Annotated in this window: 18 protein-coding genes and 1 tRNA gene; 8 read left to right on the top strand and 11 right to left on the bottom strand. The window is 60.2% G+C overall.

Annotated features, from left to right (window positions below):
• Window positions 1–61 precede the first annotated feature (61 nt).
• Window positions 62–910 (top strand): glycoside hydrolase family 25 protein, encoded by an 849-nt coding sequence (locus tag KUV39_RS10760; protein WP_222459768.1) that lies wholly within the window; start codon window positions 62–64, stop codon window positions 908–910.
• A gap of 8 nt (window positions 911–918) precedes the next feature.
• On the opposite strand, the gene hemC is transcribed toward KUV39_RS10760, so the two are convergent.
• The gene (gene hemC, locus KUV39_RS10755) at window positions 919–1,881 is read right to left on the bottom strand and encodes a hydroxymethylbilane synthase (protein ID WP_222459767.1); all 963 of its coding nucleotides are present in this window, start codon (window positions 1,879–1,881) and stop codon (window positions 919–921) included.
• 110 nt (window positions 1,882–1,991) lie between these two features.
• Here hemC and hemE point away from each other — a divergent pair, with 110 nt between their 5' ends.
• Together hemE and KUV39_RS10745 are read left to right on the top strand one after the other, a co-directional pair.
• Window positions 1,992–3,026: a uroporphyrinogen decarboxylase gene (gene hemE, locus KUV39_RS10750; RefSeq protein WP_222459766.1), complete on the top strand. Its 1,035-nt coding sequence runs from the start codon at window positions 1,992–1,994 to the stop codon at window positions 3,024–3,026.
• A gap of 78 nt (window positions 3,027–3,104) precedes the next feature.
• Window positions 3,105–3,278 (top strand): hypothetical protein, encoded by a 174-nt coding sequence (locus KUV39_RS10745; RefSeq protein ID WP_037302667.1) that lies wholly within the window; start codon window positions 3,105–3,107, stop codon window positions 3,276–3,278.
• Here KUV39_RS10745 and KUV39_RS10740 read toward each other — a convergent pair.
• A complete protein-coding gene (locus tag KUV39_RS10740; protein ID WP_222459765.1) occupies window positions 3,268–4,374 on the bottom strand; it encodes a CaiB/BaiF CoA transferase family protein in 1,107 nt (368 codons plus the stop codon). The two genes, KUV39_RS10745 and KUV39_RS10740, sit on opposite strands and share 11 nt — an antisense overlap.
• A 107-nt stretch (window positions 4,375–4,481) precedes the next feature.
• Window positions 4,482–4,676: a SlyX family protein gene (locus tag KUV39_RS10735; RefSeq protein WP_008562355.1), complete on the bottom strand. Its 195-nt coding sequence runs from the start codon at window positions 4,674–4,676 to the stop codon at window positions 4,482–4,484.
• 205 nt (window positions 4,677–4,881) lie between these two features.
• On the opposite strand from KUV39_RS10735, the gene hisS reads away from it, so the two are divergent.
• From hisS to hisG, 3 genes are read left to right on the top strand one after another with little or no spacing between them, the layout of a single operon-like run.
• On the top strand, window positions 4,882–6,369 hold the full coding sequence (hisS, locus tag KUV39_RS10730; RefSeq protein ID WP_008559928.1) for a histidine--tRNA ligase: 1,488 nt from the start codon (window positions 4,882–4,884) through the stop codon (window positions 6,367–6,369).
• A 4-nt stretch (window positions 6,370–6,373) separates the two neighbouring features.
• Window positions 6,374–7,462, top strand: a complete 1,089-nt coding sequence (locus tag KUV39_RS10725) for an ATP phosphoribosyltransferase regulatory subunit (RefSeq protein WP_046211848.1) — start codon at window positions 6,374–6,376, stop codon at window positions 7,460–7,462.
• On the top strand, window positions 7,459–8,154 hold the full coding sequence (gene hisG / locus KUV39_RS10720) for an ATP phosphoribosyltransferase (RefSeq protein WP_050674414.1): 696 nt from the start codon (window positions 7,459–7,461) through the stop codon (window positions 8,152–8,154). Before KUV39_RS10725 ends, hisG begins: the two co-directional genes overlap by 4 nt.
• Before the next feature lie 125 nt (window positions 8,155–8,279).
• Here hisG and KUV39_RS10715 read toward each other — a convergent pair.
• The 8 genes from KUV39_RS10715 to KUV39_RS10680 form a co-directional block, all read right to left on the bottom strand.
• Window positions 8,280–8,356, bottom strand: a tRNA-Pro gene (locus KUV39_RS10715).
• A gap of 43 nt (window positions 8,357–8,399) precedes the next feature.
• Entirely contained in the window at window positions 8,400–9,356 is a 957-nt protein-coding gene (locus KUV39_RS10710; RefSeq protein WP_046211850.1) for a DMT family transporter, read from the bottom strand.
• 170 nt (window positions 9,357–9,526) lie between these two features.
• On the bottom strand, window positions 9,527–10,630 hold the full coding sequence (gene leuB, locus KUV39_RS10705; protein ID WP_008559825.1) for a 3-isopropylmalate dehydrogenase: 1,104 nt from the start codon (window positions 10,628–10,630) through the stop codon (window positions 9,527–9,529).
• A gap of 130 nt (window positions 10,631–10,760) precedes the next feature.
• Window positions 10,761–11,846, bottom strand: a complete 1,086-nt coding sequence (locus KUV39_RS10700) for an endonuclease/exonuclease/phosphatase family protein (RefSeq protein WP_222459764.1) — start codon at window positions 11,844–11,846, stop codon at window positions 10,761–10,763.
• Window positions 11,843–12,676 (bottom strand): hypothetical protein, encoded by an 834-nt coding sequence (locus KUV39_RS10695; protein ID WP_222459763.1) that lies wholly within the window; start codon window positions 12,674–12,676, stop codon window positions 11,843–11,845. The genes KUV39_RS10700 and KUV39_RS10695 overlap by 4 nt, the downstream gene beginning before the upstream one ends.
• A gap of 425 nt (window positions 12,677–13,101) precedes the next feature.
• Complete coding sequence (leuD, locus tag KUV39_RS10690) at window positions 13,102–13,707, bottom strand: 3-isopropylmalate dehydratase small subunit (protein WP_222459762.1); 606 nt, start codon at window positions 13,705–13,707, stop codon at window positions 13,102–13,104.
• A gap of 12 nt (window positions 13,708–13,719) precedes the next feature.
• Entirely contained in the window at window positions 13,720–15,123 is a 1,404-nt protein-coding gene (leuC, locus tag KUV39_RS10685; RefSeq protein ID WP_008560856.1) for a 3-isopropylmalate dehydratase large subunit, read from the bottom strand.
• 55 nt (window positions 15,124–15,178) lie between these two features.
• Window positions 15,179–15,292: a hypothetical protein gene (locus tag KUV39_RS10680; protein WP_008560989.1), complete on the bottom strand. Its 114-nt coding sequence runs from the start codon at window positions 15,290–15,292 to the stop codon at window positions 15,179–15,181.
• Between the two features lie 138 nt (window positions 15,293–15,430).
• On the opposite strand from KUV39_RS10680, the gene KUV39_RS10675 reads away from it, so the two are divergent.
• Window positions 15,431–16,822, top strand: a complete 1,392-nt coding sequence (locus tag KUV39_RS10675) for a mechanosensitive ion channel family protein (protein ID WP_209034884.1) — start codon at window positions 15,431–15,433, stop codon at window positions 16,820–16,822.
• Window positions 16,823–17,020: 198 nt separating this feature from the next.
• A complete protein-coding gene (rsfS, locus tag KUV39_RS10670) occupies window positions 17,021–17,389 on the top strand; it encodes a ribosome silencing factor (protein ID WP_008562485.1) in 369 nt (122 codons plus the stop codon).
• The last annotated feature ends 48 nt before the right edge of the window (window positions 17,390–17,437 follow it).

Below are 17,437 nucleotides of genomic sequence, written 5' to 3'. Positions count from 1 at the left end.
GGCAAACAGGCTCTACTAAACCAAAGCGCGATTGAACGCGCCGGGTTTGGGAGGGCAGGGCATGCGGATTGGCAAAGCGGTGCAGGGGATCGGTCTGGTTGCTTTGCTGCTGGTAATGGCGTGTGCGCCGCGTGTTTCTGCTCCACCTCCGACGCCGCCGATTGGTGTTCCGGTTCAACCCGGCGCGACAGAGGCAGCACTAGAGGCCGCGAAGGCGCGGCTGATTACGAACCCCAAATTTGCCGACAGCGACCCCCATTCGTGGGAGGGGCGCACGCCTTGGTCGTATCCCATTCACGGTATCGACGTGTCGCGCTGGCAGGGAGACATAGACTGGCAGCGGGCGCGCCGGTCGGGCGTTAGTTTTGCCTATATCAAGGCGACAGAAGGTGGGGATCTTCTGGATCCCAAATTTCGCGATCACTGGCAGGCGGCCCGGCGCGCGGGCGTAAAGCGCGGTGCCTATCACTATTTCTATTTCTGCAGACCAGCCGCCGAGCAAGCCCGCTGGTTCATTCGCCACGTGCCACGCGATCGTGCGGCCTTGCCTCATGTTCTGGATATGGAGTGGACGCCGCATTCACGCACCTGCACCAAACGTCCCTCAGGTGCCAAGGTGCGGGCCGAAGCGAAACGGTTTCTGGATCTGCTTGAGGCCCACTATGGCCGTCGACCGGTGCTCTACACGACAGTTGATTTCTATCGCGACACCGGGATTGGGCGCTTGCCCGGAACCGAATTCTGGCTGCGCTCTGTGGCGGACCATCCCCATATCACCTATCCCGGTGCGCTGTGGCGCTTCTGGCAATATACCGGGACAGGGCGGGTGCCGGGTATCGAGGGCAACGTGGACCTGAATGTTTTTGGTGGCGGACCAGAGCGTTGGCTGCGCTGGTCCGGCCAGATCTGAGCAAAAACTCAGCGTTTCCAGTCGAAGAAACCCTCGCCCGCCTGATCAAGAAGCTTTGCTGCCATGGCGCGGCCCAACTCTGCGCCATCTTCGATTGGGCAGCTCTGATCGTCGCTGATTGCCTCGGAGCCGTCGGGGCGCAGCACTTCTCCGCGCAGGCGCAGGGTTGTGCCGTCCAGCTCTGCTAGACCGGCAATAGGTGTTTCGCAGGATCCATCCAGCGCCGCAAGAAAGGCGCGTTCAGCGGCCAGTCGCTGTCCCGTTTGCTGATCGTGGATTGCGGCCAGCATGTCGGCAGCGCGGCTGTCACTGGTGCGTCGCTCGATCCCGATGGCGCCCTGGGCAACCGCCGGCAGCATGTCATTTGTTTCGATCGCATTGGCAGGGACATCTGCCATCGCCAGCCGGTTTAGACCGGCCATGGCGAGAAAGGTGCATTCCGCAACGCCTTCCGACAGCTTGCGCAGCCGGGTTTGCACATTGCCACGGAACTGCACCACGTTCAGATCGGGCCGACGATGCAGCAGCTGCGCCCGCCGTCGCAGCGAGGAGGTGCCCACGACTGCCCCTTTGGCCAGATCATGGATCGATGTCAGCGAAGGCGAAATAAAGGCATCACGCACATCTTCGCGGGGAAGATAGGTGTCGAGCATCAGCCCGTCGGGTTGCTGGACCGGCATGTCCTTCATCGAATGCACGGCAATGTCGATGGCGCCTGACAGCAGGTCTTCCTCGATTTCCTTGGTGAACAGACCTTTGCCACCCAGCTCCTTCAGTGGCTTGTCAGCTGCAATCAGCGCCTGATTGTCGCCTGTGGTCTTGATGACCACAATCTCGAAGGCATCGTCGGGCAGGTCAAAAGCGGCTGCCAGTCGCGCGCGTGTTTCATAGGCCTGAGCCAGGGCCAGCGGCGATCCGCGGGTGCCGATTTTCAGGGGCGAAGCGGGAGAGGGCAGGTCAATCTGTGTCATGTATTGACCCTTAATCGCGACATAATGCCATGACAAGCACCCCACCTGCTGCCCTTGACAATTTGCCGCCAAGGCTAGACCTCAGTGACAGCAAAGAAATGAGGGTGAACATGGCCGAACAGAAAAAGCTGCTGCGCGCATTGGCGGGTGAGACGCAGGATGTCCCACCGATCTGGATGATGCGTCAGGCGGGCCGGTATCTGCCTGAATACCGCGCGACCCGCGCGCAGGCCGGTGATTTTCTGTCGCTGTGCTATAATCCCGAACTCGCTGCAGAGGTGACGCTGCAGCCCATTCGCCGCTATGCCTTTGATGCGGCGATCCTGTTTGCAGATATCCTTTTGATTCCGCAGGCATTGGGTGCAGACCTCTGGTTTGTGACCGGTGAAGGGCCGCGCTTGTCCACCATCACAAGCGAAGCAGACTTTGCCAAACTGGGCCCCGTCAGTGACATCCACGAGACCCTGAACCCGATCTACGAGACTGTTCGCATTCTCTCGCGCGAGCTGCCGTCCGAGACAACTCTGATTGGCTTTGCCGGTGCGCCCTGGACGGTAGCGACCTATATGATCGCAGGTCGTGGCACCCCGGATCAGGGTCCAGCTCATGCCTTGCGCGAAGAAAACACGGCCCTGTTCGAGGCCCTGCTGGCGCGCATTACCGAGGCAACCATCGAATATCTCTCTATGCAGATCGACGCGGGCGCAGAAGTGGTCAAGATTTTTGACAGCTGGGCCGGATCGCTCAAGGGAGAGGCGTTCGCGAAATACGCGCTGGAACCCTGCCGCCAGATCACCGCTGCGCTGAAGGAACGGTATCCGCATATTCCGGTCATCGGCTTCCCCCGTGAGGCGGGCGATAAATATGTTGGCTTTGCCAAGGCGACGGGCATCGACTGCGTTGCGCTCGACAACTCTGTTGACCCGGAATGGGCCGCCGCGAATGTGCAGGTCGATGGCTGCGTTCAGGGCAACCTTGCATCACGCCACATGGTCACCGGCGGACAGGATCTGATCGACGAGACCCGGCGCATCGTCGCGGCCTTCAAGAACGGGCCGCATATCTTCAACCTTGGTCATGGGATCACACCGGATGCTGATCCGGACAATGTGCAACTGATGATCGACACGGTTCGCAACGGCTGAGCCGGCGGCGGCAGATCTTGCCAAGGCAGCGAAGATGCGGCATCAGCGGCATCTTCATAACCTTCCGGAGGTGCTACGATGGACTACAGCCGAATGGGCGGCGTGAAGCCGGGCCGCAACAAACCCCGCCACGCAGAGCACAATGCCAAGGGGACGGCAAAGAACCCCTATGACAAGAAATCTGACAAAGCAGAGCTGCTGGAGCGCATGAAGGCCGCTGCTGCCAAGGGAAAGAAAGACCTCAGCGCCTGAGGTCTTCAAGGTCTCGCAGGATTTCCGCAGTGTGCTGTCCGCGGGTGGGGCTTTCTGGTGGTGACCATTTTGTGCCCTCGTCCATCCCTTTGGAAAACCGGGGGGCCGGGGCGGCCTGAAGACCCGCACCTGTCTGCACCCACGTTCCGCGCGTGTTCATCTGATGATCCCGCGCTTCCTCGGGGGATAGAACAGGCGCAACGCAGGCATCGCTCCCCTCGAACATCGCTGCCCAGTAATCGCGCGGGCGTGTCACAAAAATCCCGGCGAGCCGCGCGCTGAGAACGGGCCACATCGACTTGTCATATTGGCGGGCAAAGTCGGGATCGTCCGTCAGCTCCATGTATTTCAAAAACACCTGATAGAATTGCGGCTCAAGGCACTGCACGGTGATATGGCCCCCGTCAGCACAGGCATACGCCCGGCTCCAGTGGGGGCCGTCCAGTAGATTTTCGCCACGGGGATGACCAAACTGACCTGCCTGCTGCAGCGTCATCAACAGGTTCATCATATGGGCTGAGCCGTCATAGATTGCGGCATCCACCACGCATCCATCGCTTGCACGATCCTTGCGGGCAAGCAGGGCCGACAGAATGCCGACCACAAGGTAAAGCGCGCCTCCGCCGATGTCGCCGACCAACGTAGGTGTTGCCATCGGTGGGGTGCCGGGCAGAGAGCTGTGCCAAAGCGCGCCGGACATGGCGATATAGTTCATGTCATGGCCTGCGGATTGGGACAGGGGACTGTCCTGACCCCAGCCCGTCATGCGGCCAAAAATCAAACCCGGATTGCGCGCGTGACATTCGGCAGGGCCCAGCCCCAGCCGTTCCATCACACCGGGGCGGAACCCTTCGATCAGACCATCGGCCGTCTCCAGCAGTTGTAATAGGGTCTCGACGTCCTGAGGGTCTTTGAAATCCAGCTCGATGGAACGTTTGCCGCGATCCAAAATCGCCTGGGCCGGAGCAAGGCCATCTGGCTTTTTGCCCTTGCGATGAACGCAGATGACATCCGCCCCAAGGTCCGCCAGCATCATCGCCGCAAACGGACCGGGCCCCAGCCCTTCGATTTCGATGATCCGAATGCCCTGCAGCATGATGCGCTCTCCCCAAATCTGTTGTCAGGGCGAGACTAACTGGTTCGCGATGTCAGCCAAGTGCGCCGTTGCGGCACAAAAGCAGGCTTGGCCCAATCAGATCCGGATCAATAGTGGGGGGGGCGTTCGTCACCCAGAATAACACCACCGTTGCCTTCCTGATCACGGGCGCGTTCGCGCTCCATCAGCATGGCGACACGGTGGGTCAGCCGGTCGATCTCGCCTTGCTGGCGGCTGATCACATCGCTCAGCTCGTCGACAGTTCGGGTCAGGTGGGCGATCTGCTCTTCGAGATGTTGCATGGCTGTCTCCTTGGTCTGATGCTCTCATATGCGGTTGGGGCGGGTAGGTCCATGCTGTCACGGATCTGAAACACTCTGCCCGCATATGAGGCGCCGCAGGGGTGAGCGAGGGGGCATGCCGCTCTGCCGCCTTGCTGTTGAGCCTGCCTTGGGCTAGACCGCCGGGCGAGTAATTGTCCCATTTCGACACCCCGAGGAGGCCAAGATGGCCAAAGTCAAGAAACAGCCCCGTCCAAAGGCGATCACGCCCAAAGGATTCCGTGACTATTTCGGCGAAGAGGTGAGCCAGCGCACTGAGATGTTGCAGGCCATCGCGGGTGTCTATCATCATTACGGCTTTGATGCGCTTGAATCCTCGGCTGTTGAGACAGTCGAAGCGCTGGGTAAGTTCCTGCCCGATGTCGACCGCCCCAATGAAGGCGTCTTTGCCTGGCAAGAAGCGGATGACGATGGCAAGGGCGACTGGATGGCGCTGCGTTACGATCTGACGGCGCCCCTGGCCCGCGTCTATGCCCAGCACCGCAATGATCTGCCCAACCCCTATCGCCGCTACGCGATGGGGCCGGTCTGGCGCAACGAGAAACCCGGACCTGGCCGCTACCGCCAGTTTTATCAGTGTGATGCTGATACCGTTGGCACCGCTTCGATGGCGGCAGATGCCGAAATCTGCATGATGCTGTCTGACACGCTGGAAACCGTCGGCATTCCGCGCGGTGACTATTTGGTGCGTGTCAACAACCGCAAGGTGCTGAACGGCGTTCTGGAGGCAATGGGCCTGGCAGAAGACGACCCCAAACGCGACGACGTTCTGCGCACCATCGACAAGTTCGACAAGGTCGGCGAAGCAGGCGTGCGCGAGCTGCTGGGCAAAGGGCGTCTGGATGCATCTGGTGCCTATATCGACGGTGTCGGTCTGGGCGAGGCGCAGGCCGACCCTGTGATTGCATTCCTGACCTCCCGTGCGGATGATGTCGCTGGAACCATGGCCAACCTGCGTGCAGCTGTCGGTGACAGCAAAGTCGGGGCCGAAGGCATCGCGGAACTGGAACAGATCGGTGAATTGATCGCAGCCGGTGGTTATGGTGCCGATCAGGTGCTGATTGACCCCTCTATCGTGCGCGGGCTTGGCTATTACACCGGCCCGGTCTTTGAGGCTGAGCTGACCTTTGAAATCCTGGATGAAAAGGGCCGCAAGCGTCAGTTCGGTTCTGTCTCAGGTGGTGGCCGCTATGATGGGCTTGTCAAACGCTTCATCGGTCAGGAAGTCCCGGCGGTTGGTGTGTCGATTGGTGTCGATCGCCTGCTGGCTGCGCTGCGTGAAAAGGGACGTCTGTCCACGACACCGACTGGCCCTGTTGTGGTCACGGTCATGGATAAGGCCCGCATGGCGGATTATCAGGCAATGGTCGCTGAACTGCGCAATGCAGGCATCCGGGCAGAGGTCTATCTCGGCAACCCCAAGAATTTTGGCAACCAGCTGAAATACGCAGACAAACGCAATTCTCCAATCGCCATCATCGAAGGTGGTGAGGAAAAAGAGCGCGGCGTCATCCAGATCAAGGATCTTATCCTTGGGGCCAAGATCGCCGAGAGCGCGACGCTGGAAGAGTGGAAAGAACGCCCCAGCCAGTTTGAGGTGCCACGCGGTGATCTGGTGGCGAAGGTGCGGGAAATCCTCGCAAGTCAGGACTGAACCGATGAGCGATCGTATGAACGCCTTGGCGCTGGCCGCCCGGCTTCGGATGAATTTTGAAGCCGCAGGGGCCCGCGTGGTCGAACCGCCTTATCTGCAACCTGCTGAAACCCTGCTTGATCTCTATGGCGAGGACATTCGCGCCCGTGCCTATGTGACTACCGATGCGCTGCGCGGGGAGCAGATGCTGCGCCCCGATTTCACCGTACCGGTCGTGCAGATGCATATGAGCCACGGCGCTGAACCGGCGCGCTATACCTATGCAGGAGAGGTGTTTCGCCGCCAGGAGCACGACGAAGACCGTGCAAACGAATATCTCCAGGTGGGGTATGAGGTCTTCGACCGCAAGGATCCCGCCAGCGCAGATGCAGAAGTCTTTGCCCTGATCGCACTGCAGCTGCGTGACATGCCCGTTCGTGCGGCAACCGGTGATATCGGTATTTTGATGGCTGCGGTTCAGGGGCTGAACACGACAGACCTGCGCAAGGCCGCGTTGATGCGCCATATCTGGCGCCCGCGCCGGTTCCGTGCGCTTCTTGACCGGTTTGCGGGCCGCGCTCCGCTTGCGGACAGCCGGCGCAAGCTTCTGTCAACTGAAGGCGTGCTGACTGGACAGGTTCCCGCAATCGGCAAACGCCGCCCGGCTGAAATCGATGCACGGGTTGATGCGCTGCGCGCCGATGCGGCAGAACCCCCGATCGCAGAGCATGAGATTCTCGCGCTTGAGGCGCTGATGGCGGTGCGGGAAACCATCCCATACGCGTCTGAGCAGCTGCGCGACATCGCGGTGGATCTGCCATCCATCAATCCTGCGCTTGATCGCCTTGATGCGCGCACGGCAGCAATGAAAGCCCGCGGAATTGATATCGAGACGCTCGACTTCGAAGCGTCTTATGGCCGGACATCGATGGAATACTACGATGGCTTTGTGTTCGGCTTCTACGCTGATGCGCGCCCGGATCTGCCGGTGATCGCCAGCGGCGGTCGCTATGATGCTCTGACCCGCCAACTGGGGCAGGGCGCCGAGATTCCCGCCGTGGGTGGCGTACTGCGCCCAGATCTGATGCTGCGACTGGAAGGGGCAGAGCAATGACCCTCAAACTTGGTGTGCCGTCCAAGGGGCGGCTGATGGAAAAGACCTTTGAGTGGTTTGCCAAGCGTGGCATCACGCTGAGCCGCACGGGCTCTGATCGCGAATACGCGGGCGCTGTTGAAGGCGTCGATGGCGTCGACCTTGTGCTGCTGTCCGCTGGGGAAGTTCCGCGTGAACTGGCGGCGGGACGGATCCACCTCGGGGTGACGGGTACAGACCTTGTGCAGGAAAAGCTGCCGCTCTGGGAGCAACAGGTCGAGGAAGTTGCACCGCTTGGGTTCGGCCATGCCGATCTGATCTTGGCTGTTCCTCAGCTTTGGGTCGATGTGGACACGCTGGATGATCTTGATGCGGTTGCTGCCGCATTTCGTCGCAAACATGGACACCGCCTGCGGATCGCAACGAAATACCATCGCCTGGTGCGTGAATACCTGATGGATGCCGGGGTGGCGGACTATCAGCTGGTTGATAGCCAAGGTGCGACCGAAGGCACGGTGAAGAATGAAACCGCCGAGATGGTGGCAGATATCACCTCCACCGGAGAAACCCTGCGTGCAAACCACTTGAAGCTTTTGTCAGATGGCCCGGTCTTGCGGTCTCAGGCGACCCTTTGGCGCAGCCGCACGGCAAAATGCTCGGCCGACGAGAAAAAGGTGCTGGGCGCGCTTTTGGACCGACTGCACAACGGGTAATCGCCCCGTCAATGTCTGTAATTCAATCGGGCCTCGGTAGAGATCTGCCGTGGCCCGTTTTGTTTTGCGGGTTGTTTTGCGGACTGCAGACAAAACAAAAGGCGCCCAAAGGCGCCTTGTTTTATTGGTCGGAGCGAGAGGATTCGAACCTCCGGCCCCTGCCTCCCGAAGACAGTGCTCTACCAGGCTGAGCTACGCTCCGACCGTGGCGCGGGAGTACACGGGGTGACCGGGATATGCAAGCCCTATTCGCTGGCTTTTTGCACGCCTTTGCGTTTGAGGATCAGCGACACATTGGTGCCGCCTGCGGTGTAGCCACGGGTGCGGGTCCGCAGCACTGGCGTATTGTCCGACCGGCCGCCAAATGCTTCGCGCAAAACGATAAAAATACCGCTGGCGATGATAATTGCCGCACCTGTCAGGGTCATCACATCGACCGTTTCTCCAAACATCAGCACTGAAAACAAAGTGGCCCAGATGATCTGCGAATACTGCATCGGCGCCACGATGGCGGCTTCGCCGATGGTGTATGCGCTGACCGTCAACAAGGTGGCGCAGAAACCAAACAACGCCACAACCGCGATTCCTGCGAACATGCTGCCTTCCATCGGGACGTAGACGAGAGGCAGTGCAATCCCCATGACGGCAAATGTGGTGAGCATTGGGTAAATCATCAGAACCACCCGGCGTTCATCGGCGCTGATCTTGCGCAGCACAACCGACTGGAACGCTGCACACAACGCGGCAAACAAGGCAGCAGCGTGGCCCAGACCAAGTGTCGTTGCACCGGGGCGCAGGACAACCATGACGCCGATGAACCCAACCAGAACGGCTCCCAATCGCGGCAGTCCCACGCGTTCACCCAGAATGGGGATCGACAACAGTGTAATCAGCAACGGGGTGACAAACAGCAGCGCGTAGGCCTGCGCGAGCGGCAGCTCTGAAAACGCGTAAAACGCAGAGGCGGGCACCAGAGACATCGTGATAGAGCGCAGCGCGGTCCACCACGGATGGGCCGGGCGCAGATGGCCGGGGGTCACGTCCTTGATCAGCATCAGCATGATCAGCGGAAAGGACAGAAGGCTGCTGAAAAAAACCAGCTGAATCGGCGAGATATTTGCGCCCAAGACCTTAACCACGACATCGTGGGTGGAGAAAATCGCATAGGCAAGCAGGGCAAGCAGGGCGGCTTTGACGTTCATGTGAAATCGCTGATTTATGCTGGGCTGACAGGTTCCGCGAGCGGCTAGCGCTAACAGATGGTGGTGATTTAACAGAAATCGGCTTTTGCGCCTAGATGGTGCGTGAGGTCCGAGAAAGCGAAAAGGGCCGGTGACCCGGCCCTTTCCTGAAACTGTGCAAATCTATCGGCTCAGAGGCTCGCGTCGAGCGCTGCGACAATCACATCGCCCATCTCTGAGGTGCTGATCGGCGATACGCCTTCTTCACCCAGCAGATCCGCCGTGCGGTGGCCGTCTGCCAGCACCTTTTCAACCGCCGCTTCCAGGCGGTCAGCCTCGGCGCCCTGATCAAAGCTGTAGCGCAGCGCCATCGCAAAGCTGAGGATACAGGCAATCGGGTTTGCCTTGCCCTGACCCGCAATGTCGGGGGCCGAGCCGTGCACCGGCTCATAGAGCGCCTTGGGGCGGCCGTTTGCCATTGGTGCACCCAGAGACGCGGAGGGCAGCATGCCCAGCGAACCGGTCAGCATTGCGGCGCAGTCGGACAGGATGTCGCCGAACAGGTTGTCGGTCAGGATCACGTCGAACTGCTTGGGCGCGCGCACCAGCTGCATGGCGCCATTGTCGGCGTACATGTGGGACAGCTCGACCTCGGGATAATCCGCTGCAACGCGGGTCACCACCTCGCGCCACAGGATGCCGGATTCCATCACGTTGGCTTTTTCCATCGAACAGAGTTTTTTGTTGCGGCGCATCGCCAGCTCAAACGCGGAACGTGCAGCGCGCTCGATCTCGGACTCGGTGTAGCGCTGGGTGTTGATGCCAACGCGCTCGTTGCCCTCTTCAAAGATGCCGCGCGGCTCGCCGAAGTAGACGCCGGAGGTCAGTTCGCGCACGATCATGATATCGAGACCGGCCACGATGTCCTTTTTCAGCGAAGAGAAATCAGCCAGCGCATCAAAGCACTGGGCAGGCCGCAGGTTGGAGTAGAGGTCCATTTCCTTGCGCAGACGCAACAGGCCGCGCTCGGGCTTCACCGAGAAATCAAGATCGTCGTATTTCGGACCGCCCACAGCACCCAGCAGAACTGCGTCCACATTCTGGGCCTTGTCCATGGTCTCATCCGCGAGCGGTTTGCCGTGCACGTCATAGGCCGCGCCGCCAACCAGATCCTCGCTCACATCAAAGGCCAGATCGCGCTTGTCGCCGAACCATGTGATGATCTTGCGAACCTCTGCCATGACCTCGGGGCCGATGCCGTCACCGGGCAGAATCAGAATCGATGGGTTGGACATATGGGTACTCCTTGAAACCGTTGCCGCCGGGGTAACGGCACATCGCTCTTGGGTCAATGTTCGGGGCCATATATAGCGCCGCGTCGCTTTATTTTTATGGCTAAAAGTGGGGTTTTCGCGCCATGTTGTTTCAGTCGGCGCTGCTGGGAATTTCCAGATCTATCCAGACGAGGGCATGGCGGCTGGCCAGCCGGTCGCGGTCGCCATCCGGGGCAGGAATTTCTGCGGGCCAGATCAGCCCCGCGTCCAGCACGTTCATGGCGCGGGACGGCACCAGATAATCCACCCGCATGCGACCTGACCTGCCCCAATCCACTGTCGCAACATGCCCGTCTGCGTCAATTGGGTGGGGATCCTGCAGGCGTGGGTCTTGCAGCAGGCGGGAGATTGTATCCCGGTGGCCCGCGCCGCGTCTGGGGTCCAGACTGGCGCCGCCTGCAATGACAAATGGGGGCGTTGGCACCGGGCCGAGATCTCCATCCAGCAGCACCTGCCAGAGCCGGATTTCATCGCGGTTTCGCAGGCCGTTGCGATCTTCCTCTCCGTCAAAGAGCGGCGTGGTTGCCTGAAACGCCATGAGCGTCAGGGTGACGTCATCTCGCAGTTGGATCGGCACAACCCAATGGCCCGTACTCGATAGACGTTGCGCGTCTTGTGCCTCTGCCGACGGAAAGGGAGAGCCATCAGGATGGACAGGCAGCACCGCCCCCGGCAGATCTTTCCACAACAGGGCAGAGAGATCACGAACTTGGCTTGAATGGATGGGGTGACGGGACAACAGGGCCATGCCCCCCTGGCCCGTGAAACGACCATATCCCTGGGCGTCGCGTGCTTCTCCCAGTCTGCCATTGCCATCCATATCAAGGCCCGTTGCGAGACCGTTGTTGGGGCGGGGGGCAAAACGATGAGGATAAGGGGCGATGGTCTCTGCCAGGAGGTCGGCAAAGGCGTTAAGGGTCGCGCTGTTCAAATCCCAGTCCATCCCTTGCAATAGAAGGATATCAGGGTCAGCCGCGGTGATTGTCTCTGCCACTGCGGCGATCTGCGGATCCTTTTGTCGGAGCAGGTCGCGCAGCAGCAGGCCCGGTCCCTTGCGTGACAGTTCCGTGTTGAACGTCGCAATCCGAACTCGATCTGTTTGCGGTATTGTTGCTGTTTCGGCTGGCGCAGCCAGCGGCAGCAGGAGGGCCGTGCAGAGGGCGGCCCAAAACCTCATGCGATCTGCAAGGCTTCGGCGTCGGCATAGGCTGCACGCCGTTTGAAGGTGATCAGTTCGGCAATCCGTTGCATCGCCAACCCCCGCATGATCATGGAGGCGGGGAGAAAGGCCCAGAACGACATCACCCAGACAAGGGTCTGAGGCGAGGATAGCAGCGTCGGATCGGCAATCCCGCTCAGCATTTTGGCGGCGGCGGGCAAGCCAAAGGGCAACAGCACCCCTGCAATGATGTTGATGCGGGCGTCGCGTTGCAGGCGCTGGACCACATCGCCTCCGGCTGTCGGGTCAAACAGGGGCAGATTGGTCCATACGTTGAACGGCCCATTGCCAAGCGGCCAGTTCTGCCAGCGGATCGCGACGAAAAAGCTCGCCACAGCAAGAAACGCGATCACAAAGGCCAGCGCGGCAGCTGCCATCACCTGCGCCAACAAAGGGGCCGGCGCATGGGCGGGCATCATCAGTCCAGTCAATTGAACCGGGGAAAACGGGAAATCCAGCACCCCAGCCAAGCCATAGGCCAAGCCGCTGAGCAATCCGGTCAGAGCCGTGCCCTCGAGCGGGTGGCGTGCCAGCAGGCTGAGCGAAAGAACCATGAGGCTGAGCGCGACGAACCGCATCCGGTTGAGTGGGGGCGCATCGCGGAACTCCATGAAACTGGGATAGTTCGAAGAGTATTCCGCAAATGTCAGACCTGCGGCCAGAATGGCAAGAAGGGCGATCACTTCGGGTGATTTGGTGGCCGCAACAGGCAAGAGCAGAGACGGCATCGCGATGAGCAATGCGATGAAAACGCCTCGGATGGCCGCGCCTGAAATGCGTGTTATCACGTCTCGATCCTCTCAAATCGGACCAGCCGGTACATTGCCGTGCCGTGTTCCAACTTGGTGATCCGGGCGCATCCCTTGCTGGGGTGTCTTTACCGGACCGTGCCTCAATTCCGCCTTATTTGTGCCTGCAAACCCGATTCCGCTCAAGCAGGGGTGAGGGGGTGCAGGTCCATTTTGCAACAGTCGCAGGCCGACTGGTGCCAGTTTGCATCAGTAACAGCCAGAGGGCTGTGTATAATCAATGACTTATCAACAGGCCCCCATACGCCCTGTTCCAATCAAACCTCAAACCAATCGGTCGCGGCTCCAGGATGGGCACCTGGCAATCAATGTGGCAAAGTTTTGACGCCCTCGCATGGGGCGGGGCCGCGAAACAAAAAAGCCGCCCGGATCGGGCGGCTTTGATGATGTCATGTGCAGGGCAATCAGACCCAGGGGCGTTCCTGGCTGGCCTTGTCCTCAAACGACTTGATGGATGCGGATTTTTCCATTGTCAGGCCGATGTCGTCCAGACCATTCAGCAGGCAGTGCTTTTTGAACGCATCAACTTCGAAGGTGATCACCTCGCCATCGGAAGTGGTGATTTCCTGCGCTTCCAGATCGACAGTCATGCGCGCGTTGGCGCCTTTCTCGGCGTCCTTCATCAGGATGTTGACCTGCTCTTGCGGCAGGACGATCGGAAGGATGCCGTTCTTGAAGCTGTTGTTGAAGAAAATGTCCGCAAAGGATGTGGACACGATGCACTTGATGCCGAAATCGGCAATGGCCCAAGGCGCATGTTCGCGCGAGGAGCCGCAGCCAAAGTTGTCGCCCGCGATCAGGATCTCGGCGTCGCGGTACTGCGGCTTGTTCAGCACGAAGTCCTCGATCTCGGAGCCGTCACGGTTATAGCGCATCTCGTCGAACAGGTTCTTGCCGAACCCGGTACGCTGGATCGACTTGAGGAACACCTTCGGGATGATCATGTCGGTGTCGATGTTGACCAGCGGCATGGGGGCAGCGATGCCTTGGATTTTTGTGAACTTTTCCATTTTGCTCGCTCCTTAGTTCAGCTCGCGCACGTCGGTCAGCTTGCCGGTAAGGGCAGCGGCGGCAGCCATCGCAGGCGACACCAGATGGGTGCGGCCCTTATAGCCCTGACGACCTTCGAAGTTGCGGTTGGAGGTTGCGGCGCAACGCTCGCCTTCGGACAACTGGTCAGGGTTCATCGCCAGACACATGGAGCAGCCCGCAAGGCGCCACTCAAAGCCTGCGTCCTGGAGGATCTCGGCGATGCCTTCTTCCTCGGCCTGAGCGCGGACCAGACCAGAGCCCGGAACGACCATGGCACGCATGCCGTCCTTGATCTTCTTGCCCTTCACGACCTCTGCCACAGCGCGCAGGTCTTCGATGCGGCCGTTGGTGCAGGAGCCGATGAACACGGTATCGATCTCGATGTCGGTCAGCTTCTGGCCGGGGGTCAGGCCCATGTACTCAAGCGAGCGGCGTGCCGCCTCGACCTTGCCGCCGGTGAAGTCTTCAGGCGAAGGAACCACACCGGTGATCGGCAGCACGTCCTCGGGCGAGGTGCCCCAGGTCACGACCGGCTCGATGTCTTCGCCCTTCAGGGTGACGACCTTGTCGAAATGCGCGCCTTCGTCGGTGTAGAGCGTCTTCCACCAGTTCAGCGCCGCTTCCCACTGGGCGCCTTTGGGGGCGTGCGGGCGGCCTTTGACGTATTCAAAGGTGGTTTCGTCCGGGGCGATCAGGCCGGCGCGCGCGCCGCCTTCGATGGCCATGTTGCAGACGGTCATGCGGCCTTCCATCGACAGATCGCGGATCGCTTCGCCGCAATATTCGATGACATAGCCGGTGCCGCCGGCAGTGCCGGTCTCGCCGATCACCGCGAGGGTGATGTCCTTGGCGGTCACGCCCGGCTTCAGCTTGCCGGTGATCTCCACCTTCATGTTCTTGGACTTTTTCTGGATCAGCGTCTGGGTGGCCAGCACGTGCTCCACCTCGGAGGTGCCGATGCCATGCGCCAGCGCGCCAAAGGCGCCGTGGGTGGCGGTGTGGCTGTCGCCGCAGACCACGGTCATGCCGGGCAGGGTCCAGCCCTGTTCCGGGCCGACGATGTGCACGATGCCCTGGCGGACGTCATCCACCGGGTAGTAATGCACGCCGAATTCGCGGGCGTTCTTGTCGAGGGCCTCAACCTGGATGCGGCTTTCCTCGTTCTCGATGCCCTTGGCACGGTCGAGCGTGGTCGGCACGTTGTGGTCCGGCACGGCGATGGTCTTTTCCGGTGCGTGCACCTTGCGGCCGGCCATGCGCAGGCCTTCGAACGCCTGCGGGCTGGTCACTTCGTGAACCAGATGGCGGTCGATGTAGAGCAGGCAGGTGCCGTCCTCTGCTTCATGCGCGACATGCGCATCCCAGATTTTGTCGTAGAGCGTTTTGGGGGACATGAGTCCTCTCCCGTAGTTTTTGGAATATAGCTGGCAAAAGGGCTTGGCGGCAGCCTTATAGCCGCGCCAGGACCGTGCGGGCGGCGCCAAAGAACCGCTCGCGCAGGCGTGCGCGGTCTTGCAGCTCGATATGGTGGGCCAAAACGTGGGTCATGGCTGTCAGATACATCTGCTGGGCGCTGCAATCAAGATTCGTTCTGGACTGCGGTGAACAAGGTCTTGGCCCAGATGCAAACCGTTTGTGGAATGTCCTGCCTTGATCCTCGCGGCAAGGGGCGGCAGACTTCTGACTGAGATAGGGAGCATCATGGATCCGGAAGAACAGATCGAAACAAAAGATGCGCTGGCTGAGAGCACGGCAGAGGCGATCGAGTTTGGCCAGCAGCTGTGGGCTTTTCTGACAGATACGGCTGAGGTTCTGCTGCGGCCTTGGAATGCCTACCAACTGGGCATCGCTGCGGGCCTATTTCTGATTGCGGCGCTGCTGGCGCGTCCGATTGCGGCCAGCTTTCATGACTGGCTGCGAGGCCGCGCAGGATGGCCAAAGTGGCGGATCCGGGCAGGGCTTGTGGTGCATAAACGGATCAGAGGGATCCTTTTTGTGCTTTTGATCTGGTCCACGGTCCTCATCATGCAAGAGGTCACCTGGCCCAGTCGCTCGCGGGTGCTTGTGGTGATCGCCAACCTGTCGCTGGCTTGGCTGATCGTGTCCTTTGCCACCCGTCTTGTGGCCAATCCGCTGCTGCGCAAGATGGTCAAATACGGCGCGTGGGTGTGGATCACCCTTAGAATTCTGGGTCTGACGGCCGAAGCGACGGCCTTTCTCGACAGTATAGCGATTGATTTTGGCGATCTGCGGATTTCCCTGTTCCTTATTGTGCAGGCCATCGTGATCCTGGGGGTTATGCTTACGCTGGCGCGCGCGGTTTCTTCCGTGGCGGCAAACAGGATCCGCAATAATCCCGACATTTCGCCTTCGATGCAGGTTCTCGGGGCAAAGCTCGCTCAGATCCTGCTGCTTGGCGGGGCCTTTTTCATCGGGCTGAAGGCGATAGGCATTGATCTCACCGGCCTTGCGGTTCTGTCCGGCGCTATTGGTGTTGGTCTTGGTTTCGGTCTGCAGAAGGTGGTGTCCAATCTCGTCTCAGGCCTCATCATCCTGTTGGATAAATCCATCAAGCCGGGGGATGTGATTTCGCTCGGCGAGACCTTTGGCTGGATCAACTCCCTTGGCGCGCGCTATGTGTCTGTGGTCACACGCGATGGGCGCGAATACCTGATTCCGAACGAGGATTTCATCACCAATGAGGTGGTGAACTGGTCTCACTCGGATCGATTCGTCCGGCTGGATCTGAAGTTCGGCACCGCGTATGGGGATGACCCGCACGAGGTGCGACGCGTGGCAATTGATGCCGCAAAAGGGGTCAGCCGTGTGCTCAGCGGCGGCAAGCGCGCGCCGGTGTGTCACATCATCGGATTTGGCGATAGCAGCGTGGATTATGTGTTGCGGTTCTGGATTGATGACCCCACCGGAGGTCTCACCAATATTCGTGGCAACGTCTATCTGGCTTTGTGGGATGCGTTTAAAGACGCGGGCGTGTCCATTCCGTTCCCGCAGCGGGAGGTGCGGGTGATGAATGATGCGCTGTCGGTTGAAGTCGCTGAAACCCGCGGTGGAGAGAGCGCAGAGAGTGGTTGATCCGTTCCCGTGGGGGAGGTGGTGGGCCTGCGTGCCACGCAATGCAGCCTCTCGTTTAAGGTTCATTGAAAAAGCACGTCTGCCTTGCTAAATTGAGACTACCCCAGCGCCGGGGGACCGGCGGCGCGCTACAAGGAGGACAATGTCCTGTCACCCGAACCTCAGGCGGCCCAAGATGCAGGCCGCGGTGTGGCTGTAATGGCCACCAAATCACAGCCGACCAGCGATCAGCTGCTGGCGCGTGTTCTTTCCTCGCTTGATGACGACAAGGCCGAAGATGTTGTGCAGATTGATCTGCGCGGCAAGACAGCCATTGGCGATCACATGGTTATTGCCTCGGGGCGTTCGACCCGTCAGGTCGCGTCCATGGCCGAGAAACTTGCCGACCGGCTGAAGCAGGACTACGGCCTGCTGTGCAAGGTCGAGGGCAAGGATACCGGCGATTGGGTGTTGATCGACACTGGCGATATCATCATCCATCTGTTCCGTCCGGAAGTGCGCGAGTTCTATCAACTCGAAAAGATGTGGCTTCCTGCTGGCACCTCACCAGCGCAGAGCGAGAACTGAAGACAGCCTGACCGCAGAACCGGGTAGGCCGGTTCTGACTGGATCGGC

This window comes from Phaeobacter italicus (genome assembly GCF_019801785.1).
Taxonomy (GTDB): domain Bacteria; phylum Pseudomonadota; class Alphaproteobacteria; order Rhodobacterales; family Rhodobacteraceae; genus Phaeobacter; species Phaeobacter italicus.
The sequence above is the reverse complement of the archived record's forward strand: the minus strand, read 5'-3'. Positions and strand labels throughout refer to the sequence as shown.

Bases quoted from the DNA above. Each gene is read 5' to 3' on its own strand.
- KUV39_RS10700 (WP_222459764.1), bottom strand. From the start codon at position 11,846: ATGAGGTTTTGGGCCGCCCTCTGCACGGCCCTCCTGCTGCCGCTGGCT.
- leuC (WP_008560856.1), bottom strand. From the start codon at position 15,123: ATGTCCCCCAAAACGCTCTACGACAAAATCTGGGATGCGCATGTCGCG.
- KUV39_RS10745 (WP_037302667.1), top strand. From the start codon at position 3,105: ATGGACTACAGCCGAATGGGCGGCGTGAAGCCGGGCCGCAACAAACCC.
- KUV39_RS10735 (WP_008562355.1), bottom strand. From the start codon at position 4,676: ATGCAACATCTCGAAGAGCAGATCGCCCACCTGACCCGAACTGTCGAC.
- hisS (WP_008559928.1), top strand. From the start codon at position 4,882: ATGGCCAAAGTCAAGAAACAGCCCCGTCCAAAGGCGATCACGCCCAAA.
- leuB (WP_008559825.1), bottom strand. From the start codon at position 10,630: ATGTCCAACCCATCGATTCTGATTCTGCCCGGTGACGGCATCGGCCCC.
- hemE (WP_222459766.1), top strand. From the start codon at position 1,992: ATGGCCGAACAGAAAAAGCTGCTGCGCGCATTGGCGGGTGAGACGCAG.
- leuD (WP_222459762.1), bottom strand. From the start codon at position 13,707: ATGGAAAAGTTCACAAAAATCCAAGGCATCGCTGCCCCCATGCCGCTG.
- KUV39_RS10680 (WP_008560989.1), bottom strand. From the start codon at position 15,292: ATGTATCTGACAGCCATGACCCACGTTTTGGCCCACCATATCGAGCTG.
- KUV39_RS10740 (WP_222459765.1), bottom strand. From the start codon at position 4,374: ATGCTGCAGGGCATTCGGATCATCGAAATCGAAGGGCTGGGGCCCGGT.
- KUV39_RS10760 (WP_222459768.1), top strand. From the start codon at position 62: ATGCGGATTGGCAAAGCGGTGCAGGGGATCGGTCTGGTTGCTTTGCTG.
- KUV39_RS10710 (WP_046211850.1), bottom strand. From the start codon at position 9,356: ATGAACGTCAAAGCCGCCCTGCTTGCCCTGCTTGCCTATGCGATTTTC.
- hemC (WP_222459767.1), bottom strand. From the start codon at position 1,881: ATGACACAGATTGACCTGCCCTCTCCCGCTTCGCCCCTGAAAATCGGC.
- hisG (WP_050674414.1), top strand. From the start codon at position 7,459: ATGACCCTCAAACTTGGTGTGCCGTCCAAGGGGCGGCTGATGGAAAAG.
- KUV39_RS10725 (WP_046211848.1), top strand. From the start codon at position 6,374: ATGAGCGATCGTATGAACGCCTTGGCGCTGGCCGCCCGGCTTCGGATG.
- rsfS (WP_008562485.1), top strand. From the start codon at position 17,021: ATGGCCACCAAATCACAGCCGACCAGCGATCAGCTGCTGGCGCGTGTT.
- KUV39_RS10675 (WP_209034884.1), top strand. From the start codon at position 15,431: ATGGATCCGGAAGAACAGATCGAAACAAAAGATGCGCTGGCTGAGAGC.